This window comes from Paraburkholderia fungorum (genome assembly GCF_003610895.1).
GTDB lineage: Bacteria > Pseudomonadota > Gammaproteobacteria > Burkholderiales > Burkholderiaceae > Paraburkholderia > Paraburkholderia fungorum_B.
This window is the reverse complement of record NZ_MCAS01000013.1, coordinates 15,661-37,162: the sequence shown is the minus strand read 5'-3', so window position 1 is coordinate 37,162 and position 21,502 is coordinate 15,661. Positions and strand designations below refer to the sequence as shown.

Below are 21,502 nucleotides of genomic sequence, written 5' to 3'. Positions count from 1 at the left end.
GCGGCTTCTACGGCACGCGTGGCGAGCGGATCGTCAAAATCGCGAGCGTTGCGCCAGCCAGCGCGCATAAGGCCGACACCAGCGCCACCGCCCGCAGCGCAGCACCCAACGCTTCGGCCTGAGCCTGGGTCACTTCGGCATGCGAAGCGCTTTGCGTCACGCCGGGCGGCGCCAAACCCGCATTCGCACCAGCATGTTCCATGTGGCCTTGCGCGAGGTGCCCCGCCTCACGCACCGCTTGAGGCACGTTCAACGCACCGAGCCGGGCGTCGAGTGCCGCGTCGTGCGACCACACGTAGACGATCCCGAGCACTGCAATCGCCAGCAGACTTGCCACCCTGGCAACGGCGTTATTGATGCCCGAGGCGACGCCGGTACGCGCCGCGGATACGGATGTCATCACGGTGGTCGTCAACGGCGCGACCGTAATCGTCATGCCGAGTCCGAGCACGACAAGCGCCGGAAAGAAGCCGCGCCAATATTCACCGCGTACCCACGGCAGCGCGAACATCGCGAAGCCGAGCGCCGCGATAGCCGGCCCGATGCCCAGCAGGACCCGTGCGCCATAACGGGCCGTCAGGCCGCCGGTGAAACGCGACAGCAGGCCGATTGTGACCGGCACCGGCAGCAGGGCGGCGCCTGCTTCGGTCGCGCTGTAGCCATAGGCGCGGATCAGCGTGAACGGCAGGAAGAACAGCGCGCCGCCCAGGCCAAAGTAGAGCAGCAGCGTGACAAGGTTCGCACCGACGAAGTCGCGTGAGCGGAACACGTCGAGCGGCATCATCGGATTGCGCGACTTCGCTTCGAGCACGACGAAGCCGCTCAGCACGAGCAGGCCCGCGAGGATCAAGGCTAGCACCCAGCGCTCGCCGAAGCCGCGCGCCGAGGCGAGGGTCAGGCCGTAGGTCAAGGCGCCGAGTCCCGCGGTGGCCGTGACGGCGCCTCGCCAGTCGAGCCTGGGCGGTGCGTGTGCGTCGGGCGCAGGGGCGGGGCCGGATGGATCGTCTTCCTGCCGGCTATCCGGCACGGCGATGACCGCCAGCGCGATGGTTGCGCACGCAACCGGTACGTTCAGAAAGAAAATCGCCCGCCACGAAAACGCATCGACGAGCCAGCCGCCCGCCACCGGGCCGAGCGCCGACGTAATCGCGCCGACGCCGGCCCAGGTGCCGATTGCCTGGCCACGCTCCTTGTCGTCGAACACCGCGCCGATGATGGCGAGACTGCTCGGCACCAGCAGCGCCGCACCGATGCCTTGCACGGCGCGCGCCGCGATCAGGGCGCCCGCGCCTGGCGCCAGGCCGCAACCGATCGAGGCCAGCGTGAACAGGCCGATTCCCGCGATGAACACGGTGCGGCGGCCGAGCGTGTCGCCGAGCGAGCCGCCCACCAGCACCAGCGCGCCGAGAAACAGCAGATACGCGTTGACCACCCACTGGATTGCCGCGACGCTCGTGCCCAGCTCGGTCTGGATCGACGGCAGCGCGACGTTGACCACGGAGCCGTCGATGAACGCCATGCTCGAGCCCAGGATAGTCGCGGCGAGCGCGAGTTTTTTGCGCCGGCACGGATGACCGGGATCGAGGGGCTGAGCGTGGATGACAAGCGTGTCGCACGGACTCGCCTGGGCCGGGAGGGCGGAGGAGCGGCGCGCAAGCGCCGGGGCGTGCTGATCGGCCAAGTCCGCTCCCGGATGGATGAACGGCTTTCAGCATAGCAACGCCACGGGCAATCCGAAAGGCGCTTATGGCGCCGGGTGGCGCTTCACTTCAATAATCGTCGCCACCGTCGCCACCGTCGCAACCATCACAGTCGCAGCAACCGGCGCAACCGCGGCAATTACCGCAACCGGCGCAACCGGCGCGGCAACCTTGCAGAGTTTCGCCCTCTTGGATGAGCGGCGAGATCAAACCAGCGACGGCGACTGCCGCTCCGCCTCCTCGTCGGCGTCCGGGCCGCCGTTGGCATTCGGCGCGCGCCCAGCCGCCGGTTCCTGATGCAGCCGGTTCGCATGCATCAGCCGATACAGCGTGGCACGCGAAATACCGAGTTCGGCCGCGGCTTCGGACAATTTATAGCCGTGCCGCTGCAACGCGTGCTCGATGGCGTCCTTTTCGGCCTTGCTGCGGATCTCCGCGAGCGTCACGGCCGGCCCGTTGTCGGATTCCGGCAAGCCAAGGTCGCTGGCGGTGATAAAGCGTCCCTCGCTCATCACCACGGCGCGGCGCACGCAGTTGATCAACTCGCGCACGTTGCCCGGCCACGGATAATTCGACATGGCGACGATCGCGTCGCTCGACAGCCCGCGCAATTTGCGCGCGCCGTCCTGCCGGTACATGCTGAGCGCGTAGTTAGCGAGCAGCTTGATGTCGCCGCCGCGCTCGCGCAACGGCGGCTCGACGAGCCGCAGCACGCACAGGCGGTGATACAGGTCGGAGCGGAAACGGCCATCTTCGATGGCGCGGTCGAGATCGACGTGGGTCGCCGAAATCACGCGCACGTCGACCTTGATCGGCCCATTGCCGCCCAGCCGTTCAATCGTGCCTTCCTGCAGGAAGCGCAGCAGCACCGCCTGGCACTCGTGCGGCATGTCGCCGATTTCATCCAGAAACAGAGTGCCTTCATTGGCGCTTTCGATCCGGCCGATCTTGCGTTGCAACGCGCCGGTGAAGGCGCCGCGCTCATGGCCGAACAATTCGGCTTGCAGCAGGCTCGGCGGAATCGCCGCGCAATTGATCGCGACGAACGCCCGGCCGGCGCGCGGCGAGCGCTCATGAATCGCACGCGCGGTCAATTCCTTACCAGTGCCGGATTCGCCGGCGATGAACACCGGCGCTTCGGTCACCCCGCATTTGTCGACGCGCCGGTACAACTGCTGCATCGCCTCGCATTGCCCAACCATGCCGTGCCGGCCGAGCGAGGGCTCCGGTACGACCGGCGCGTGCCGCAGGCTCGACAGGCCATGCGCGTGGCCGAGCGCGAAGATGAGCCGTTCGTTCAGCCAGGGCCGGGTGATGAAGTCGAAGCAATAATCGAGGATGAAGCGGCTGACCAGTTCGTTTTCCGACTGGCCAGGCGCGATCTGCGCGACCCAGTTTGTTTCGACGCGCCGCATACAGGAGGCAAGCGCGGACAAATATTGGGACGTGCAGTCAGCGGGCAGTTCGACGAGGCCGACCTTGATGTTGCCGCGCTCGAGCATGCGCTCCGCGAGCGCCGTGCTTTTGGCGTGCACCGCCTGCCAGCCCGATGCGGCCAGGAAGCGGACGAGGTCGTGATCGGGCAAGTTCGACACATACAGAACGGTGCGCTCGGTGTCGACAGGCATGCTAGTCGTATTCATATAACCCCCGGATCGTTGCTTCTCTCAGAACGGCTTTCGACGAATTGGACAGACCGGCAATGACAAATTCACGGTAGCGGCAATGACGGGGGCATGGGGCGGCCTGAGCCGCGAGGTACTGCATTTCGGACAGGCAGCACATAGTGTTCAATGCTGAAACTGCCTGGCTATTTCATCCCCGAATCACCAAAGCCGTTTTCTATCTCGGTGGCCTGACACAGGCGCTCTATGTGGCGCATGGCCTAAAGATAAGCGAAAGCGCTTTGGAGCGCCATACAAACAAATCTGGAGTCGAAAACGTTTTTGCCGTCGCGACGTGCCGGCTTGCCGTTCAAAAATAGCAGGTCAAGCCCAGCTATGCGCGCAATACCACACAGCGTTGTAAATCGCATGACGTTAATCATGACGTTAAGCATGCAACGGAAAGCGCGCCGCCGAATTACCGTCCATTACCACGTCTCAAGCTTGCGACATTCTGGGCATCTGCTGAAAGAGCCATTTCGTGCCCCGAAGCATCGGCACATTTGACCGGGCCACGTCGCAAAACTCGGCTGCGCAGGGGCGGCGAAGCGCGCGTTTCGTCATGCCGGCAGGTAGATCGTTCCGCCCGGCGTTAGAGGGTCGCTCCAGCGCGTCTCAAATCCGAATCAACGTGTGACGCGAGGCACGGCACGGTGCTGTGCGTTGCAGCAAACTCACCGTGCAGCAAGGGATTGAAGCTGCCTGGCACAGCCATTGCAATAGGAGTCTCACAAGCAGATTCATTGCCGCCTGATTCCCGGTGCACGGGGAAGCAGCAGCCGGATCCCGGCGGCAACGATTGTCTTCGCAAGCGCGGCCGGGGAAGCCAATGTGTCTTGCGAGGGGGCGGCGGGGCCACTGAAAAACGGATGTCAAAAAAAGCGGGGCGAATGAGCGGTACGAAGTATCGGTCATTCGTCACCGAACGACGTGAAGCACTGACCTCGCCACTTTCTCCGTCCAGTTTGACGGATGTGAAGTGGAAGTTCGAAGTCGATCGTTACAACGACAAATACCGCGTTCCGGCAGATAGCGGGCGCGCGACGTACAGAACAGGGAAGGGGCAGCGCACGGCCGGAACCGGCCGGCGCGAAGAAGCGGGGAGGGATGGCTTGAGTCTCCATAGAGAGGCACACGCTACGGGGTGAGTTCAGGGCGCCGTGCCCGCGCACTAGCGGGGGCACGGCTTACCTGGAGATGGCTTGAAATGGCTCTTCATTCGGGGGTGTCATGAAAACGATCAGCAAACCGGCCGCATTGCGGCTGGATCACCACACCACGGCGCGCAGCGCCGGTTTCTCCTATCAGCGCCACGTTGCACGGCCGCTGCCATTGTTCGCCGCACCGTCGGCCGATCTGCTCACGCTAGTGATTGCCGAGGCGATCAAACGTAAGGCGCAGGCCGAGATTCAGCGCGACGTGCTGCGCGAATCCATCTATGAGATCCCGGTTGCGCCCGAACGGAACCGCGATCGGGGTGCGGATATCTATCCATCCGATCCCGACGACTGCGCCTGAACGCCGGCTGTGATTGACGAGGCCTTACCCACCGGAAGGCTTCGTTCCGGCGGAGCCCCGACATGATCGACATTTTCCTGATTTCGTCCAGCGCCGAGCGCGCGCCGCATATCGTCGCGCGCCTCGAAGAAAGCGGCGTGGTATTCCGTTTGCACACCGCTTCCGGCACGGCGCGGCAACTGCGCGTGCACGCCCGTGCGATCAGGCGCGCCGATCTGCTGATTGTCGACGACGTCGATCTGAGCGCGCGCGAGCTGCATGGTGTCGAAGAGGCGCTGGCCTGCTCGCCCGCGCTGCATTGCATGCTGGTCACACCGGCGCCGTCTGCTGCCTTGCTGACTGCGGCGATGCGGGTCGGTGTGCGGCACGTGCTGTCATGGCCGCTGGACGCCTATGAGATCGCCGCGGCGCTCACGCATATTGCCGCGAAGAAAAGTGCAGGCGTGCGCCGTGCCGGGCGGATCGTGTCGCTGGCATCGAGCAAGGGCGGCAGCGGCACCACGCTCATCGCCGTGAATCTCGCCTGGTCGCTCGCCGCGCTGCGTAACCGGCGCGTGCTGCTGATCGATCTCGGCCAGCAATTCGCCGACGCCAGCCTGCTCATGGCCGACAAGCCACCGGCCGTGACCCTCCCTGATCTATGCTCGCAGATTGACCGCCTCGACGATGCCTTGCTGGAGGCCTGCGTGATGCACATGCACGCGAACCTCGACGTGCTGGCAGGAGCCGGCGACCCGCTCAAGGCGGCCGGGGTGCAATCCGGCCAACTGGAGCAACTTCTCGTGTTTGTGCGCGAGCGATACGACGCGGTACTGATCGACATCGGCCAAAGTCTCAACCCGCTGACGATCCATGCACTCGATCGTAGCGATGCGATCTGCATGGTAGTGCGGCAAAACCCGCTTTACCTGCACGGCGGCCGCCGGATGCTCGATATTTTCAGGGAACTGGGTTATCCGCCCAGCAAGGTGCGGGTCGTGGTGAATCAATACGACAAGAACGCATGCATCAACCTGCCCACACTTGAACAGGCCCTCGGCGCGAAGGTCGCGCACCAGCTTGCGCGTGACGACAAGCAGGTCAACGAGGCGCTCAACCGCGGCGTGCCGCTCGTCACCGCCGCCCACGACAGCGCGCTGGCGCGAGGCATCTGCCTGCTCGCCGATATGCTGTGGCCCGCCATTGCCGAGCCCCGCAAAGGCATGTTCGGCCGCCTGTTCGCCCCGCGGCCGAACGTGCCGCCGCAACTGAAGCCGGGCCGTTGAACCACGCCGATCGCCGGGATTCGGTCGCCCGGTTCTAATTCAGGCCGGTGTGGCATAACGCGTGGCATCATATGGACATCCGGCCACTGTGACTGCTACGCTGCGGCACGGGCGGACCAGCAACCTCCATGCCGTGAGCTTGAAAAATAATTCGCAGATCGAAATGAGTGATGCATGACAGAAACCACACGCTCGCGGGAAGTCGATAGCGACGGCCGTCTGGAGCATGCCGCGAACGGCGACCCGGCAAGCACGGCACCTCGCGTCGGCGATGAAGGCGGCGAAGGCGGTGCAGATGGCGTGGCGCCGGCGGGCGGCTGGCGTGAGGCGGCCGTCGAAATCACCGCGCGCGTTGCCGCGGCGCTCATGTTGAGCCTGTTTACCTACGCGGCCGTCAGGCAATGGCTCGCCGCGCCCACACGTGTCACCTTGTTGCTGCTCGTGCTGAGCGCGTTCATGACCCTGGGGCTGTCGCTCTTTGCGCGGGTGCCCATCAAACGTGACTGGACACCTTTTGCGTTCATCTGCTCGGTAGGCGGAACGTTCTATTTTCTGGCCGTGCGGCTTTCGCCGGGGACCCAGCTCATTCCGGAACTTGCCGGCGCGTCGCTGCAGTTGCTGGGCATTTTCTGGCAATTGTTCGCGAAGGTGTCGCTGCGCAGGTCCTTCGGCATCTTGCCCGCCAATCGCGGGGTGGTTTCGCACGGCGCTTACCGGTTCGTGCGCCACCCCATGTACCTGGGGTATTTCATTACGGATGTGGGCTTTCTGCTGGCGAACTTCGGCATTCAGAACGTGATTGTCTACGGATGCCAGTACGCGTTGCAGATCGGGCGCATTGTGCGTGAGGAGCGGCTCCTGTCCGAAGACGAGCAATATCGGGCGTACAGGGGTAAGGTGCGGTTCCGGGTGATTCCGGGCGTGTTTTGACGATATATGGTGTAGTTTGGGCTACGGCATAAGCGGCATGACCCCCAGCCGGCCAGACTACCCTTGAGAGAGCCGCCCGAGCGCAACGTTACTCATGCAAAGCGATATCAACCCGTTCATGGACATGGCGTCGATCCTGTCCAATCCGATCCTCAACACGGATTCGTACAAGGCGTCGCACTATCTGCAATATCCGCCCGAAGCGTCGGGGATGTTTTCATACATCGAGTCGCGCGGCGGGCGCTATGACCGCACGCTGTTCTTCGGCCTCCAGATGCTCATCAAGACCTATCTGTGCCGCCCGATTACCCCGGCCATGATCGACGAGGCGCAGGCGTTCTTCACGGCGCACGGCGAGCCGTTCAACGAAGCCGGCTGGCGCCATATCGTCGAGCACTGTGGCGGCTATCTGCCGGTGCGGATTCGCGCGGTGCCGGAAGGCTCGGTCGTGCCCACGCATAACGTTCTGGTCACAGTCGAATGCGACGATCCCAAGGTGTTCTGGCTGGCCTCGTATCTGGAAACCCTGCTGCTGCGCGTGTGGTATCCGATTACGGTCGCGACGCAAAGCTGGCATCTGCGCAAAACGATCCGCGCCTATCTGGAGAAAAGCAGCGACGACCTCACGCAATTGCCGTTCAAGCTGCACGATTTCGGTGCGCGCGGCGTGTCGAGCGCGGAGTCGGCGGCGATTGGCGGTTCCGCGCATCTGGTCAGTTTCATGGGTTCGGATACGGTGCTCGGCGTGCTTGCCGCGAACCACTACTACAACGAACCGATGGCGGCGTTTTCGGTGCCGGCCGCCGAGCACAGCACGATCACGTCGTGGGGGCGCGAGCGTGAAACCGACGCATTCCGCAACATGATCGCGAAGTTCGGCAAACCCGGGGCGATCGTCTCGGTGGTGTCCGATTCCTACGACCTGTTTTCCGCGCTCGAGGTATGGGGCACGGAGTTGAAGCAGGCGGTGCTCGATTCCGGCGGCACACTGGTCATCCGGCCGGATTCCGGCGACCCGCTGACGATCGTTCTGGAGACCATGCGGGCGCTCGAGGCCTCGTTCGGAACGACTACGAACGGCAAGGGGCGGCGTGTGCTCAATCATGTCCGCGTGATTCAGGGCGACGGCGTGAATCCGGATTCGATCGAGGCGATCCTTGCGGGCATGGATGAGGCCGGCTTTGCCGCGGACAACATTGTGTTCGGCATGGGTGGGGCGTTGCTGCAGCAGATCAACCGCGACACGCAGCGGTTCGCCATGAAGTGTTCGGCCATCCGGCTCGGCGATGAATGGCACGACGTACACAAGGACCCGGTCACGGACGCGGGCAAGCGGTCGATGAAAGGGCGGCTTACGTTGCTCATGAACCGTCACACCGGCGAGTATCGAACGGCGACGCTGCCGCTGGTGTGGAACGAGCGCACTGCTGAAGGGGATTGGGACGAGGCGCTCGTCACGGTTTTCGACTCGGGCAAATTGCTCGTGGATGTGACCTTGTCCGAAGTCAGGAAGCGGGCTCACGCGGACGAGCGTTAGGCGCGGCTCAACCGATCGGCCAGACCGACACGCCAGCACCATCGATATCGACCCGGCCAGGGCTGCCTTCCTGCAGCCGGGTATCTTCGTTCGCGATATCGAACCGGACTCCCGCGATCTTCAGACGGACGTACCGCTCACCGCGCCGTAATTCGACCGCGTCCACCACGCCGGCATGCGCGCCATCGGGCGAAATGAGCACGGCGTGGGACGAGATGCGCCACATCACACTCTGCCCGGCTGGCATCGGCATGCCGCTGTCGCCCGTTGCGATTACCAGACCCGCGCCAATTGCGACTTGCCCCGGCGCCGTCATCAAACCCTCGCCGACGTTATGCAAGCCGAGCAGTTCGGCAACCCGCATCGAAGCGGGCCGTTCGAACACCGCGGCGATGGAGCCCGCCTGCAGCACGCGGCCCTGTTCGACCACCAGCACCTCATCGGCCAGCAGCGCCGCTTCGTCGGGATCGTGCGTGACGATGATCGTCACGGCGGCAATCTCACGCTGCAACGCCCGCAGCGATTGCTGCAAACGACGCCGGCGCGGCGTATCGAGCGCCGCGAACGGCTCGTCGAACAGCAGCAATTCGCTATGCCGTGTGAGCGCCCGCGCCAGCGCCACGCGTTGCCGCTGACCGAACGACAGCTGATGCGGCAGGCGCGCGACCAGTTGCGCGAGGCCAAGATGATCGAGCCAGTAACGCGCGCTGGCTGCGTCGGCGTCGACGGGAAACGCGAGTTGCTGCGCGACCGTCATATGCGGAAACAGGCCGTAGTCTTGCGGCATATAGCCGATCTGGCGACGCTCGGGCGGCAGGGTGCTCAAGTCGGTCGCGCCGAGCCGAACGGAACAGGATGCGTTGGATTCGAGCCCGGCAATCAGACGCAACGCGAGGGATTTGCCGGAGCCCGACGGGCCGATGATCGCCAGCCGCCGCGTCGCGGGCGTCCACGCGATGTCGAGTTCGAATGCGCCGAGGCGGCGCTGCAAATGAAAGGCGAGCCGCAGGTTGGTCGTCTCGCCCCGGCTGGCGGTGAGGTCCGCGCCGGGTTCCGGCGCGTCGTCGCCGTTTTCGGTTTGTTCGAGCGCGCTTTTCTGCCGCAGGCTATAGATCGACAGCGCCGCGCAAACAATCGCGATGGCGAGCGTCGGCAGCAGCAGGGGCATCATCGCAGGCAGCCCCTGGCCGCCGAACACGACGTATGTGTAGACCGGTAGCGAGTACGGGTGATAAGCCACCATCACCGTCGCGCCGAATTCGCCGAAGGCTCGCAGCCAAGCAAGCGCGAGTCCCGCGCGAATCGCCGGCCACGCGACCGGCAACATCACGCGGAAAAAGCGGCTGCCCGCATGGTGGCCGAGCGTTGCCGCAACGTCGTCGAGCACCGGGTCGACCGCCGCAAACGCCGATTTCGCGGCGATGATCAGGAAGGGCGCGGCCACGAAGACTTCCGCGAGCACGATGCCGGCAAATGAATCCGTCAGCGCCCCGCTGGTGAAACGGCCGACCCAGCTATACGGGCCGAGCAGAAACAGCAGCAGCACGCCGCTCGTGAGCGGGGGCAAGGCGAGCGGCAACTGCACGACGAAGCCGAGCAGCGCCATCTTGCGCGAATTGGAGCGCGCCAGCAGATAGCCGAGCGGCACGCCGCCGAGCAGAATCACGAGCGAGGCCACGCTGGCGCTCGCCGCCGATATGCCGACTGCCGACCACACCGCGGGCCAGTCGACATTGGGCCAGTCGGCCGCGCCGAGTTGCGGCACGCTCGCGATAAACGGCGCGCACAGATAGACCGCGAGCAGCGCCGCCAGCCACAGCAGCGGCCGCGCGGCTGACCGGTGCACCGCCTGTTTTGCCACCTTGCTTGTCACATTACTGCGCGGCGTCGATCACGGCCTGGACCGAAGGCGGCATGGCCTGCACGTTGCCGGTAACGGTGGGTTTGACCACATCGACGCCGTGTTGCTTGAGCAGCGCGCGGCCTTGCGCGCTCAGCAGGAAGTCGACGAAGCTGCTTGCGCCCGCATGGTTCGGGGCATCGCTGAGAATCGTCAGCGTGTAGCTGGCTTTGGCCTGCAACTCGGGTGCCGGACGGATCGCCGGAATTTTCAGGTCGGAGGTTTCAGTCGAGTAGAAAAAGCCGGCATCGAGCTGGCCGGATTGCAGGCGGCCCACCAGCGTTTCCTCAGGCAAAACCTGAGCCGGATTCTCCGCGTCGCCCAGCGTCTTTTCGACGAGATCCGGCTGATGGTAGAGCTCCGCGGCCTTCGTCATCATCTCGACCGTGAAAGCGCCTTTCGGGTCGAGCTTCGGATCGGTACGGCCGATGCGGATGCCCGGTTCCTGCAACACCTGATCCCAGCGCTTGTTCTTGAAGTCCGCCGCGAACTTGCTGCGCGGGTTGTAGCCGATCATCAAGGGCGACTCGGCGAAATTCACATACCACGTGACATGGTTGCCGTTTGCCTCACCCATCAGGCTGGTGTTGACCTTCGGACTCGCGCTGATGAATACGTCGCCGCGGCGCAGCTTGCCCTTGATTTCGTTAGCGATCTTGTTCGAGCCCGCCGCATAGCCGCGGAAATGCTGGCCGGTGGCCTTTTCAAAGGCCGGTCCGACGCTACGCTCCATCAGATTGACGAGCGAGCCGGCGTACAGCACGTTGACCGTGTCGTCCTGCGCGAAGGCGGGCGCGGCCGTCACCACGCCGGCCACGACCACGAAAGATGCAAGCAGCTTGCGAATCATGCGATTAACCCCGATGCGTTATTAAGAGCGCTATATTACGACGTCATCGCATGGCTTTGTACGTCGCTGCGCGCTCCGTGTGGTCAATTAATTGAGCGGAAAAATCCGCACGTAGCTGGTGCCGCCCGAGCTGCCGGCGCGGTCGATGGCGTACAGCAGATGCCGGGGTGCGTCGATCGCCACGCCGCGAGCGTCCTGAAAGTCGTTTGCAAGCAGGCTGATCGTGCCGTCCGGTGCGATCCGGCAGAGACCGGTGGTGTTGCACTTGGTATAGAGGGTGCCGTTCGCGTCGACGGCCATCAGGTCGGGGCTGGTGATCTGCGCGAGCGTCGCGCTCGGCGCTACCGCTTGCGAGCCGCCGAGCAGCGTGCTCAGACTCGATTTGACGATGTTGTTGTTCGCCTGATCGGAGACGTACACGGTGTCTCCCGACACGGCCACGCCGACCGGCTTGCCGAGACCCGTCAGCAGATCGCTCTCGACAGCGGTATGGGCGTTCGGGTCGTAAGTGATCAGGCTCAGGCCGCCTTGTGGAGCCGCGCTGCCGTTCTTGATGAACCACGTGGACAGCAGGCGATTCGAGCCGATCGAGATGAGCCCGAGGCGGCGCCGCGCCGGATTGGGGCCGCTTAGCGGCGCGAGCGTGTCCGCGCCGGTGATGCTGAACACCGCGCTCGCGGTGCCGAAGCCGAAGCGTTCGATCATCAGCGTGCCGGCATCGGCGAAACTCAGCTGGCTGAGGCTGTTCGCCTGGCCGGCCACGACCGGCACGCCGGCGTAGTGCGAGAAGGTGTGGCCGTCGGGGGAGGAGAGCACGCCGTTGGTCTGGTCGTCGGTGATGAAGACGGCGCCGTCTGCCGCGCGCACCGCGATGCCGTTCGGCGCGGCGCTGACGGCGATGCGTTGCGGCACAGCCGCGACGTTATCGCCGCCGCAGCCGGCCAGCAGGGCGATCAGACCACAGCTGACGAGGGCGAGGCGGGTGGTGCCTGACAGAGCGGATGAGACGCCGGCCGAGAAGCCGGCTGAAAAGCGAGAGAAGCGCATGTAATCTCCTGAGCGGCCCGGATGGAAGACCGGCCACGAAGCCGGTGAGTCCACGTGAGCCGTGAATTGTTATAGATGTGGAGGACGCTGACGGCGGGGCCGATATGCCCGGCGATATAGCCGGTATCGACGCATTTCTGCGCCGTGGCCGTCGTCGCAGCGTAATATACACACGGACATAACGAGTGAACAAGCCGCTCAGGCAACAATGCTGGAGATAACCGAGTATGGATAGTGTGAATGTGATTGCCGCGCCTGCCGTCGACAGCGCGCTTGTCCTGAGCGGACGATTCCAGCGCCCCTTGTCTTTCGATCTCGAGCGGCTCAGGTCGTACGAAAGCGTGCAGTCGGCGCCGTTCGATCTGCGCTGCTACACGACGAACCGCTTCATCCGCAGCGTCGAGCCGTACCGCGGCGTGCGTTTGACGACCTTGCTCTCGGAGGCGGGGCTGCCGAACGAGGTGCCGGGCGAGTTCAAGCGCACGGTATTCGTGGCGATCGGGCACGATGGCTACGTCGTGACGTTTTCATGGCATGAGTTGTTCAACACGCCGATTGGCGAGAACGTGCTGGTCGCCTACGAATGCGGTGGCCGTACGCTCGGCGCGGAAGACGGCGCGCCGATTCTGTTTTCGGGTTCGGACATTCTGCCCGCGCCACGCCATGTCAAACGCCTCGCGCGTATCGAGGCGCATGTTTTGAAGCCGCTGGCATAGCCGATTCGCACGGCGGGCGTACCATGGTTCTCTCTTCACCATCGTGTTGCCCGCATGCCTGACGAACCGCTTTCACCTGCTGACGGAGATGCCACGCGCGGCACCGCACCGCTGCGCGCGCCGCTCGATGCCCAGGTCGCTGAACGCACGGCCCGGTGGCTGGCTGGGGCGACAAACGCTGCGTCGCCCGATACGCAACTGTTCGCGAGGCTGATTGCCGCGCGCGACGTGCGTGACGAACTTGTGCTGCTGGGCTTGCCGCAAGCGGCATGGCGCGCGTTACTGGAGCGGCACTTTGTGCATGCGTCGGCGTTTGCACCTTTATCCGCATTGCCCTTTGTCGACACCGGCGAACATGCGGTATTCGTCGACACGCTCCGCACGCTTCTGCTCACGTATTCCAACTCCACCGTCGACGCAAGTGACGCCCATTGTCTTGCTTCGATCATCGCGCACGCGTGCCTGCGGCCCGATCACCTGTGGCGCGACCTCGGCCTTGTGGGCCGCGAAGAGGTCACCTGGATGCTGACGCGTTACTTCCCGAGGCTCGTCGAACTGAACGTCGACAATCTGCGCTGGAAGAAATTCTTGGCCCAGCAGCGCGCGCTTTCGTTGGGGCTCGAGCCTGGCCCCGCGCCCGGTTGTCCAGGCTGCGAAGACTACGGACATTGCTTCCCCGGCGGGCATTGAAGGCTATTTAGTCGAGGTGGCAGCGCGAGGTGGTTCGTGTATCCTTTCGCGCATGGCTGATACCGCGAAAACTAAACCAAGACCCGAGACGAAATCCGCGAAACCGCGCCCCGAAGTGCGCTTCCGAATGCGCATTCTGAGCGGTGACGCCGTTGCGCTCGGGCCGGGCAAAGTCGAACTGCTCGAAGCCGTGCACGAATACGGGTCGATCTCGGCGGCGGCGCGCAGTCTCGGCATGTCATACCGGCGTGCATGGCTGCTGATCGACGAACTGAACCGCTCGCTCAAGGAGCCCGCCACCCATTCGGAGCAGGGCGGTCAAAGCGGTGGCGGCTGCACGCTGACGCCGGTGGGCGAAAACATCATTCGTCTGTACCGCGACGTCGAAACCGAGGCGCAACGAAGCTGCGCGAAACAGATCGCCGAGTTGACCAGACTGATTCGCTCCTGAGCGGCGGGTGCCGAGTGTTTCCCGATTCAGCGCCCACGCCTGACGGCTTGTGATTTATGGCTCACCGTCGGCGGTTCAACTATGGCGCAGGCAAAACGCCGAGGGTGGCGGATTGCCCAACTGGGCAAGATGCTCGGGGCGCAGGCGGTCCACCAGTTCGACGAAGCTCGCCACGCTCGCCGTGCGCAACGGGTAGTAGTCGATCTGATGGCGCTCACACACCCGCTTGAGCGTATTCATCGAATCGTGATCGACGCAGTCGACCGGAAACACAACGATATCCGCGCCCGGCAATGCCGCGGCAAGCAGACCTTTGCGATCTTCCACGCCGCCGTCATGCACCACGAAATCACCGCCGGCGGCTTCCACCATCCGCTTGAGCGCGGCGTTCGAACCGGGGCGGCCGCCCACATATACGATCCGTTTGCCGCGCACACTGTCGAGGCTCGCTTGCCGCATTCCGGCGCCATGACCGGGGGCCAAGTCCACCGTTGCGCGCTCCAGCGCATCACATTCGCTTTGCACCAGCTTGAGAAGCGCGAGCGCCTGATCGTGGCTCTTGCGTAACGCGAGCGCCGCGCCTTGTTCCTGCAGCACCCGTTGTTCCGCGGCCTCGCGGCGGCTGGTGTGCAAGGCCAGCCGCTGGTCGGCGTCGCTCAGCTTGTCGCGCAGCCTGGATACTTCGGCTTCAAGATCGTCAGGATCCGCCGGCGTGCGGCGCGTGGCCAGGGCGGTGAGCTGCGCGATCTGCTCATTGAGCGCGGCGATCGACGCGTCGCGCTGCATACCGATCTCCTGCAGGCGGGCCTGTTGCCGCTCGACTTTCTCTTTCAGCTCGGCGTTTTCCGCTTCGAGCGCCACCAGCCTGCGGATATCCGCGCGATTCGCCGCGCCGACCAGATGCGACAACATGTGCAAGTCGCCGAACGCTTTATGGCGCACGTGCAGATCCGCGTAGGGATGCGTCATCAACGCCCAGTAAGCGGGCGGGATGTCGCCGCTTTTCAGTGCTTCTTCCCAGAGCTTCAGCAGCTCGGCTTCGTCGGTGGCTTTGTCGAAGCGGCGGATTGCTGCCGCATAGTGCTCATCGAGCAACTTGTGCAGGGCTTTGGCGCCCGCGCCGCCATTGATCGCGAGTTCGACTGCCGAGTGATGAATCTCCAGATCGCTCGCGTCGCGGCTATCGAGGCCCGTGAGTTTAGGCACCAGCTTGCGCAGTTCGTGCGTGCTCAGACAGGTGCCGATGATCGAGCAATGCAGTTGGCCGTCGAGCTCGGCGAGGCGCGTGCGCCGTTTGGCGTTCGGGAGCGATGCCTGGGCGGGCGTGCAGCACGGATCGGCCGCGCGCAAACCGGTCCCGGCCAGCTCGTCGCTGGACAGTTTGAGACGCGAAGGCTGGGCAAGACGAAACGGTGGCGTATGCATGAGGACCTCGAATCCGGTTCTGGCGTCAGGCTGACTGAATGTGCGTGCTCGACACAAGTGCCATGCAAGCGCTGCTGGCGATATATTCGAAAGGATATAACGATGGGCAAATAAAGACGTTCATATCTGGCTATGGCGATCAAGCACATGGCCGACGCACAGGCCGATAAACGCCGCGTCGAGCCGTTCGAGTTCCGCCACCACCTTGCGTAAGGCGGCCAGATCGTTGCTGTACGCGTCCGAGAATATCGCGTCGCGAAGCTGCTCAGCCGAGCGTGCCTCTTCGATCGCGGCTTTCAGTTCGCGCAGACGGACGAAAGCCGCCGCCCTGGCTTCTTCGGCGAGGATCGAGAGCAACTGGTTCAATGAATGCGAACCCGAGGTACCTACCGATGCGAAGTTCAGGCGGTCGTCCGTCAGCATCGTCACGAAGCGCTGCACGCTGCCGTAAAGGCGCCGGTAAGCATCCACGACATCGCGGATCAGCTCGGCGCGGCCACGCTCGGACGCCGATTTCACCGCGACAATGCTCGACGACAGCCCCTTCGCGAGGCGTCCCGCCGGGATGGGCAAGGTGGATCGCAATAGGGGGAGCGATGCAGATTGCGCTGGGAGTTGCGCCGTGAGTTGGGCTGTAACTTGCGCGGGAGGTCTCGCTGTCAGTCTATTACGCACCGCTGCTGGCTCCTGCTGGCTTGTTTCGCTTCATCGTGCGCGGGCGACGGGCGAGCCGCCGCGCTTCACGAAGCATACCGTGATATTCGACAGGATATAACGAAAGGCAGCGCGAGTGTAGCAGAGGCAGCTTCAGGCGCTTCGCGCGAACTCGAGAAAGGCCCGCACGGCCGGCGCCCGTTCGAACTTTCGAAAGGCAAGTGCAATCTCCGAGGCGATGGGCCTGCCGGCGATGTTTCGGTAGACCACGCCAGGCAAGGTGATGCAATCGGCCAGCGTATGCGGCACGACCGCGACATTGCCGCCGAGCGATACACATGCCAGCACGGCCGCAAGGGTGCCGGGACGCGACCCGAGCTGCGGCGAAAAACGCCCGCGCCGCGCGACTTCGAAGGTCCCGGCTTCCTGTTCCGGCAGGACGAAACACTGCTCGCGCAGCTGCGCCGGTTTGATCTCCGGCAGGCTGGCCAGCGCGGAATTTTCCGGCAGCGCGAGGACGAACGTGTCGCGGTGCACGGTGCTGGCCTGAATGCCGTCGACGAGCGGCATCGGCGGGCGCACGTAGGCGGCGTCGAGCAGGCCGTCGCGCAGCATCCCGGTCGCGCCGTCCATCGGCACCTCGCGAATCGAAACATCGACACCCGGATACCTGGCGCGAAAGCTGCCGACCGCCCGTTGCAATACGCCGGCATAGGCGGCCGACGCAACATAGCCGACTTCGATCCTGCCCAGCTCGCCGCGCTCAGCGAGAATCGCGCGCTCCTCGCCGCGGGCGAGGTGGTCGAGCGCGCTGAGCGCTTCGACGAGGTAGGCGCTGCCAGCCGCGCTTAATGCCACCGACCGCTTGGTGCGATGAAAAAGCCGCACGCCGAGCAGCCGTTCGGCTTCCTGGATGAGCTTGGTCAGCGAAGGGGCCGCGATATCCAGTTCGTCGGCGGCGCGGGAGAAGTGCAAATGCTTCGCAACGCAGACGAAGGCATGAATATGGCGGAGGTCGAGTTTTCGCATGACTTTTCAGTATTTCCGCCAGAGCTAATTATTCTGTGATTCTATGCTAATGACAGGCAATAGACGCGTGGCTACTATCGAAGCACTTCGATCCGACTCCGTCCGCCCGCCTGTATGTCATCCATGTCTCCCCGTCCCACACTGCCCGCGCAACCGCCGGACGCCAGAAGCGAAAAACCCGTCAACCCCGCGTTCGTGCTGGCCACCGCATCGGCAACCTGCGCGCTGATCGTTCTCGATACCAACGTCGTGGCCGTTTCCTTGCCGTCGATCGCACGTTCGTTCCATGCGAGTTTCGCCGCGGTCGAATGGGTGGTCAGCGCCTATATGGTCGCTTTCGCGTCGTGTCTGCTGCCCGCCGGCGGCCTGGCCGACCGCGTCGGCCGCAAGCGGATGCTGCTGCTCGGGCTCGCGGTATTCTTCCTGGCATCGCTGGGGTGCGGCGCGGCGCCGTCGGCTGCGATGCTGAACGTGGCGCGCGCGGTCAAGGGCGTCGGCGCCGCGATGCTGCTCACCGCGGCGCTCGCCGTGATCGCCAACACCTTCCACGAAGGACCCGCACGCGTGCGCGCATGGGCGGTCTGGGGGACCTGCATGGGCCTCGCGACAACGGTCGCACCGCTTGTCGGAGGGGTGATTACCCAATGGCTCGGCTGGCGCTGGATCTTTCTGCTCAATCTACCGGTGTGCGCCGTGCTCGCGTGGTGCGCGTCACGCGCGATTCGCGAGTCGCGCAATCCCGCTCCCGGTCCGCTCGATGCCGCCGGCAGCATCCTGTTTGGCCTGGCACTCGCGCTCGGCATCTGGGCGCTGATCGAAATACCGGCCGACGGACTCGCGAGCTGGACAACCGGTGCGAGACTCGCGGCATGCGTGCTGCTGTTTGGCGCCTTCATCCAGGTGCAACGCTCGCGGGCCCATGCGATGGTCGACCTGAACCTGTTCCGGCAGCGGCGCTTCGTTGCCGCCGTCCTCGCGATGTTCGGCTATGCCGCCTGCGCACAGGTGATGATGACGTTTTTGCCGCTCTATCTGCAGAACGCGTTCGGTCTGTCGGCGGTCATGGCGGGCGTCGGCATGCTGCCGTTCGCGCTGGCGATGGTGCTCGGACCGTATATTGGCGCAGTGCTCGCGAGGCGCTTGCCGGGCATGGCGCTGTTGTCGGCCGGGCTCGTGCTGATCGCAGCCGGCAATCTGCTGACCGCATGGGTGGCTGGCGACTCGAGTTATGCGCTGGTGGCGCTCGGCACGGTCGTGACGGGACTCGGCGCGGGGATCATGAATGGCGACACGCAGAAGGCCATCATGGCCTGCGTGCCGGCGGCCCGAACCGGCATGGCCTCCGGTATCAGCACGACGACGCGCTTTACGGCGATCGTCACGTCGGTAGGTGTGCTGGGCGCGGTGCTCGCGGCCCGTACTCACGCGGCGTTCGTGGCCGGTATCCCAATGACGCCCGAGATCAGAACCGCACTCGACGCGGGTTTCATGTCGCGCGTGCTGGCGGGCGACGTGGGTGAGGCCACCGCGCATCTGCCGCCTGCGTTGCGAGTCGCGCTGGTGTCGGCCGCGCACACGAGCTTTGCTGGAGGCTTTGCCGCGGCGCTTTCCGTGGCCGGCGCGATTGCGGTGGCGATCGCGGCGGGCATCTGCCTGCTGGGTCGCAGGAGCGATGAGGTTCGGGTGCGTGAGGCCGCCTCGAACGGGTGAGCGGCGCTGGACAACCCGTGACAGATACCCGCGACACCCCCGGCCGCTCCGTTTTCCGATATCGTGTGCTGCTTGCGCGCGCTCAAACCTCGGGGCGCGCTCCTTTCCGGGTCGTCTCCACGGCCGGCAACGTATAAGCACAAGAAAATGAGCCATCCCAACACCGAACTGATCGAGCGTTTCTATACCGCGTTCCAGCAGCGCGATGCCGAAACCATGGCCGCCTGCTACGCCGACGACGTGGTTTTCAGCGATCCGGCCTTTGGCGAGCTGCGCGGCGAAGAGGCGCGTGACATGTGGCGCATGCTGGTGGCGCGGGCGCAGGACTTCTCGCTGACATTCGACGGCGTTCAAGCCGGTGAGATCGATGGCAGCGCCCACTGGGTGGCCCGTTACACCTTCAGTCAGACGGGCCGCACGGTGCTCAACCGCATCGACGCCCGCTTCACGTTCCGTGAGGGCCGCATCGTCGAACATCGCGATACCTTCGACCTTTGGCGCTGGACCCGGCAGGCTTTGGGCGTAAAGGGCGTGCTGCTCGGATGGACGCCGTTCGTGCAGCGCGCAATCAGGGCGCAGGCAAGAAAAGGCCTCGATCTCTATCGGCGCCGGCAGCGCAGCGCGTGAATGGGCCAAGCCGAGGCCAAGCAGCCATCAACCCGTTATCAACCCGGCGCATTCCCCCAGTCTTGCTATGACCCGGCCAGTTGATGCAGTATTTCGTGATAGGGACAAGCGGGGAGTGCTATGCCGGTAGTGGATGCATCGTGGGAAGCGTGGCTGAGCAGCAACGTAGCGCGCGGTTGCAGCATCGACTCGATGATCGATGCGATGGTGCAAGCCGGTTTCGCCACGGACGCGGCGCGCGCGCAAGTGCACAAGGCATTCGGCAAGGACCCGGCGGAAGCCGGAGACTCGCCGCCTGCCGCAACCGAGGCTGCGGCGGCAAGAATCGCGCCGCAAACCTACCAGTACGACACGCCGCCGGTTGCGCGCGGCAATGTGATCCGTGCCCACGATCGCGACGTTCGCGTGCTGATGCGCTGCGAGCGGCCGCAAGTGATCGTATTCGCGGATGTGCTCTCGCCCGACGAGTGCAACGAGATGATCGAACGCTCGCGGCATCGGTTGAAACGATCCACTACGGTCAATCCCGCCACCGGCAAGGAAGACGTAATCCGCAACCGCACCAGCGAAGGCATCTGGTACCAGCGCGGCGAAGACGCGTTCATCGAACGGCTGGATCTGCGTATCGCGAGTCTGATGAACTGGCCGGTTGAGAACGGCGAAGGGCTGCAGATTCTGCATTACGGCACGACGGGCGAATATCGCCCGCACTTCGATTATTTTCCGCCCGACCAGGCCGGCAGCGCGGTGCATACCGCCCAGGGCGGCCAGCGCGTGGCGACCCTCGTGATCTATCTCAACGACGTGTCCGACGGCGGTGAAACGATTTTCCCGGAAGCGGGCATGTCGGTCGCGGCGCAACAAGGTGGCGCGGTGTATTTCCGCTATATGAACGGCCAGCGCCAACTCGATCCACTGACCTTGCACGGCGGCGCGCCGGTGCTCGGCGGCGACAAATGGATCATGACGAAGTGGATGCGCGAGCGGGCCTACGGCTGAGGTGCGCCGCGTGCTCCAGCCAGGCACGCTCCGGGCACGCTACTCAGCCGCGTGACGTGCGGCGGCTCGTCCGGCCGCGCCGGCTGACAGTTGCGTCAAGGCGCTGCGCGCGCTTATGCAACCCATGCGCATGATCATCAGGCCGATCGCCGCGCCGGCCACGTGGTCGAGCATCGGCATACCCGCCATGCTGCCGGCCACACCGAGGGTCGCGACCAGCGCCGACACCGCGTCCATCCGCGCATGCCATGCACTGGCCAGCAGAATTGCCGAGCCGGTGCGCCGGCTTTCGGCGCGCAGGTAGCGGAATAGCGTTTCCTTGGCGATCGTGACGAATCCGCTGATGGCGAGCGCGCAGACTTGCATCGCCGTGCTTGGGCTCAGTGTGGCGGTCTGCCCGACGCTATGCCAGAGCATTTCGGTTGCCGTGACGATCAGCAGGGCGGCAATGAAGAGTGAGGCCACGGCTTGCGAGGTGTTGCCGTCCCGGTCGTTTTGCGTTGCGTTCGGGTTTTTCGCGCTGAGAACCAGCACCATGAGCACGACGCCGTCGGCGACGAGGTCGCTCAAGGTGTGGATGCCGTCGGCGAACAGGCCGTCCGAATGCACGGTCAGGCCGATGGCAATCTGCATCGCCATGAGAAAGGCGTTGAGCAGCGCGCTGACGGAGGCGGCTTTAAGCAAGGCGGCCGCCTTCTGTGGCACGGCTGTGACAGTCGCTGTCTCGCATGGCGGAAGACTGTGGCATTGGCTCGGGACGTTTTATGTTGTCGCAGGAAATTACCTGTCG

General features: G+C 64.5%; 19 protein-coding genes. 10 read left to right on the top strand and 9 right to left on the bottom strand.

Going from position 1 to position 21,502, the window contains the following annotated elements:
- Positions 1 to 7: 7 nt before the first annotated feature.
- Both BCY88_RS15115 and BCY88_RS15110 read right to left on the bottom strand, forming a co-directional pair.
- The gene (locus BCY88_RS15115) at positions 8 to 1,681 is read right to left on the bottom strand and encodes an MFS transporter (RefSeq protein WP_120345062.1); all 1,674 of its coding nucleotides are present in this window, start codon (positions 1,679 to 1,681) and stop codon (positions 8 to 10) included.
- A gap of 225 nt (positions 1,682 to 1,906) precedes the next feature.
- Complete coding sequence (locus tag BCY88_RS15110; protein ID WP_120345061.1) at positions 1,907 to 3,343, bottom strand: sigma-54-dependent transcriptional regulator; 1,437 nt, start codon at positions 3,341 to 3,343, stop codon at positions 1,907 to 1,909.
- A 1,251-nt stretch (positions 3,344 to 4,594) separates the two neighbouring features.
- Here BCY88_RS15110 and BCY88_RS15105 point away from each other — a divergent pair.
- The 4 genes from BCY88_RS15105 (at position 4,595) to BCY88_RS15090 (ending at position 8,614) form a co-directional block, all read left to right on the top strand.
- Positions 4,595 to 4,882 (top strand): hypothetical protein, encoded by a 288-nt coding sequence (locus tag BCY88_RS15105; RefSeq protein ID WP_120345060.1) that lies wholly within the window; start codon positions 4,595 to 4,597, stop codon positions 4,880 to 4,882.
- Between the two features lie 62 nt (positions 4,883 to 4,944).
- On the top strand, positions 4,945 to 6,147 hold the full coding sequence (locus BCY88_RS15100) for a CpaE/TadZ family protein (RefSeq protein WP_120345059.1): 1,203 nt from the start codon (positions 4,945 to 4,947) through the stop codon (positions 6,145 to 6,147).
- A 366-nt stretch (positions 6,148 to 6,513) separates the two neighbouring features.
- Positions 6,514 to 7,077 (top strand): methyltransferase family protein, encoded by a 564-nt coding sequence (locus tag BCY88_RS15095; protein ID WP_259461416.1) that lies wholly within the window; start codon positions 6,514 to 6,516, stop codon positions 7,075 to 7,077.
- A 94-nt stretch (positions 7,078 to 7,171) separates the two neighbouring features.
- Positions 7,172 to 8,614, top strand: a complete 1,443-nt coding sequence (locus BCY88_RS15090; protein ID WP_120345057.1) for a nicotinate phosphoribosyltransferase — start codon at positions 7,172 to 7,174, stop codon at positions 8,612 to 8,614.
- Positions 8,615 to 8,621: 7 nt separating this feature from the next.
- Here the strand turns inward: BCY88_RS15090 and BCY88_RS15085 are convergent, their stop codons facing one another.
- The 3 genes from BCY88_RS15085 to BCY88_RS15075 all read right to left on the bottom strand — a co-directional run bounded on the left by BCY88_RS15085 (position 8,622) and on the right by BCY88_RS15075 (position 12,411).
- Complete coding sequence (locus tag BCY88_RS15085) at positions 8,622 to 10,460, bottom strand: ABC transporter ATP-binding protein/permease (protein ID WP_120345154.1); 1,839 nt, start codon at positions 10,458 to 10,460, stop codon at positions 8,622 to 8,624.
- A 28-nt stretch (positions 10,461 to 10,488) separates the two neighbouring features.
- Positions 10,489 to 11,364 carry an extracellular solute-binding protein gene (locus BCY88_RS15080; RefSeq protein ID WP_120345056.1) on the bottom strand — a complete coding sequence of 292 codons (876 nt, stop codon included), beginning with the start codon at positions 11,362 to 11,364 and terminating at the stop codon, positions 10,489 to 10,491.
- An 87-nt stretch (positions 11,365 to 11,451) separates the two neighbouring features.
- The gene (locus tag BCY88_RS15075) at positions 11,452 to 12,411 is read right to left on the bottom strand and encodes an NHL repeat-containing protein (RefSeq protein WP_120345055.1); all 960 of its coding nucleotides are present in this window, start codon (positions 12,409 to 12,411) and stop codon (positions 11,452 to 11,454) included.
- 227 nt (positions 12,412 to 12,638) lie between these two features.
- On the opposite strand from BCY88_RS15075, the gene BCY88_RS15070 reads away from it, so the two are divergent.
- From BCY88_RS15070 to BCY88_RS15060, 3 genes are read left to right on the top strand one after another with little or no spacing between them, the layout of a single operon-like run.
- Positions 12,639 to 13,127, top strand: coding sequence for a molybdopterin-dependent oxidoreductase (locus tag BCY88_RS15070; RefSeq protein WP_120345054.1), 489 nt, complete (start codon positions 12,639 to 12,641; stop codon positions 13,125 to 13,127).
- 54 nt (positions 13,128 to 13,181) lie between these two features.
- The gene (locus BCY88_RS15065) at positions 13,182 to 13,817 is read left to right on the top strand and encodes a nitrogen fixation protein NifQ (RefSeq protein ID WP_120345053.1); all 636 of its coding nucleotides are present in this window, start codon (positions 13,182 to 13,184) and stop codon (positions 13,815 to 13,817) included.
- A gap of 52 nt (positions 13,818 to 13,869) precedes the next feature.
- Complete coding sequence (locus tag BCY88_RS15060) at positions 13,870 to 14,268, top strand: winged helix-turn-helix domain-containing protein (RefSeq protein WP_259461407.1); 399 nt, start codon at positions 13,870 to 13,872, stop codon at positions 14,266 to 14,268.
- A gap of 75 nt (positions 14,269 to 14,343) precedes the next feature.
- On the opposite strand, the gene BCY88_RS15055 is transcribed toward BCY88_RS15060, so the two are convergent.
- From BCY88_RS15055 to BCY88_RS15045, 3 genes are all read right to left on the bottom strand, one after another.
- Positions 14,344 to 15,693 (bottom strand): DUF2325 domain-containing protein, encoded by a 1,350-nt coding sequence (locus BCY88_RS15055; protein ID WP_120345051.1) that lies wholly within the window; start codon positions 15,691 to 15,693, stop codon positions 14,344 to 14,346.
- A gap of 120 nt (positions 15,694 to 15,813) precedes the next feature.
- On the bottom strand, positions 15,814 to 16,266 hold the full coding sequence (locus BCY88_RS15050) for a hypothetical protein (RefSeq protein WP_259461406.1): 453 nt from the start codon (positions 16,264 to 16,266) through the stop codon (positions 15,814 to 15,816).
- Between the two features lie 234 nt (positions 16,267 to 16,500).
- Entirely contained in the window at positions 16,501 to 17,376 is an 876-nt protein-coding gene (locus BCY88_RS15045; RefSeq protein ID WP_120345050.1) for a LysR family transcriptional regulator, read from the bottom strand.
- Between the two features lie 123 nt (positions 17,377 to 17,499).
- On the opposite strand from BCY88_RS15045, the gene BCY88_RS15040 reads away from it, so the two are divergent.
- The 3 genes from BCY88_RS15040 to BCY88_RS15030 all read left to right on the top strand — a co-directional run bounded on the left by BCY88_RS15040 (position 17,500) and on the right by BCY88_RS15030 (position 20,712).
- Positions 17,500 to 19,086 (top strand): MFS transporter, encoded by a 1,587-nt coding sequence (locus tag BCY88_RS15040; RefSeq protein ID WP_120345049.1) that lies wholly within the window; start codon positions 17,500 to 17,502, stop codon positions 19,084 to 19,086.
- 147 nt (positions 19,087 to 19,233) lie between these two features.
- Positions 19,234 to 19,713: a nuclear transport factor 2 family protein gene (locus BCY88_RS15035; RefSeq protein ID WP_120345048.1), complete on the top strand. Its 480-nt coding sequence runs from the start codon at positions 19,234 to 19,236 to the stop codon at positions 19,711 to 19,713.
- A 120-nt stretch (positions 19,714 to 19,833) separates the two neighbouring features.
- Positions 19,834 to 20,712, top strand: coding sequence for a 2OG-Fe(II) oxygenase (locus tag BCY88_RS15030; protein WP_120345047.1), 879 nt, complete (start codon positions 19,834 to 19,836; stop codon positions 20,710 to 20,712).
- A gap of 39 nt (positions 20,713 to 20,751) precedes the next feature.
- Here BCY88_RS15030 and BCY88_RS15025 read toward each other — a convergent pair whose 3' ends face one another.
- Positions 20,752 to 21,396, bottom strand: coding sequence for a cation diffusion facilitator family transporter (locus tag BCY88_RS15025; protein ID WP_120345153.1), 645 nt, complete (start codon positions 21,394 to 21,396; stop codon positions 20,752 to 20,754).
- Positions 21,397 to 21,502 lie beyond the last annotated feature (106 nt).

Excerpts from the sequence above, each read along its gene's own strand:
- BCY88_RS15055 (WP_120345051.1), bottom strand. The coding sequence starts at position 15,693 with ATGCATACGCCACCGTTTCGTCTTGCCCAGCCTTCGCGTCTCAAACTG.
- BCY88_RS15045 (WP_120345050.1), bottom strand. The coding sequence starts at position 17,376 with ATGCGAAAACTCGACCTCCGCCATATTCATGCCTTCGTCTGCGTTGCG.
- BCY88_RS15035 (WP_120345048.1), top strand. The coding sequence starts at position 19,234 with ATGAGCCATCCCAACACCGAACTGATCGAGCGTTTCTATACCGCGTTC.
- BCY88_RS15030 (WP_120345047.1), top strand. The coding sequence starts at position 19,834 with ATGCCGGTAGTGGATGCATCGTGGGAAGCGTGGCTGAGCAGCAACGTA.
- BCY88_RS15110 (WP_120345061.1), bottom strand. The coding sequence starts at position 3,343 with ATGAATACGACTAGCATGCCTGTCGACACCGAGCGCACCGTTCTGTAT.
- BCY88_RS15080 (WP_120345056.1), bottom strand. The coding sequence starts at position 11,364 with ATGATTCGCAAGCTGCTTGCATCTTTCGTGGTCGTGGCCGGCGTGGTG.
- BCY88_RS15075 (WP_120345055.1), bottom strand. The coding sequence starts at position 12,411 with ATGCGCTTCTCTCGCTTTTCAGCCGGCTTCTCGGCCGGCGTCTCATCC.
- BCY88_RS15100 (WP_120345059.1), top strand. The coding sequence starts at position 4,945 with ATGATCGACATTTTCCTGATTTCGTCCAGCGCCGAGCGCGCGCCGCAT.
- BCY88_RS15090 (WP_120345057.1), top strand. The coding sequence starts at position 7,172 with ATGCAAAGCGATATCAACCCGTTCATGGACATGGCGTCGATCCTGTCC.
- BCY88_RS15065 (WP_120345053.1), top strand. The coding sequence starts at position 13,182 with ATGCCTGACGAACCGCTTTCACCTGCTGACGGAGATGCCACGCGCGGC.
- BCY88_RS15070 (WP_120345054.1), top strand. The coding sequence starts at position 12,639 with ATGGATAGTGTGAATGTGATTGCCGCGCCTGCCGTCGACAGCGCGCTT.
- BCY88_RS15060 (WP_259461407.1), top strand. The coding sequence starts at position 13,870 with ATGGCTGATACCGCGAAAACTAAACCAAGACCCGAGACGAAATCCGCG.
- BCY88_RS15040 (WP_120345049.1), top strand. The coding sequence starts at position 17,500 with ATGTCTCCCCGTCCCACACTGCCCGCGCAACCGCCGGACGCCAGAAGC.
- BCY88_RS15105 (WP_120345060.1), top strand. The coding sequence starts at position 4,595 with ATGAAAACGATCAGCAAACCGGCCGCATTGCGGCTGGATCACCACACC.
- BCY88_RS15095 (WP_259461416.1), top strand. The coding sequence starts at position 6,514 with ATGTTGAGCCTGTTTACCTACGCGGCCGTCAGGCAATGGCTCGCCGCG.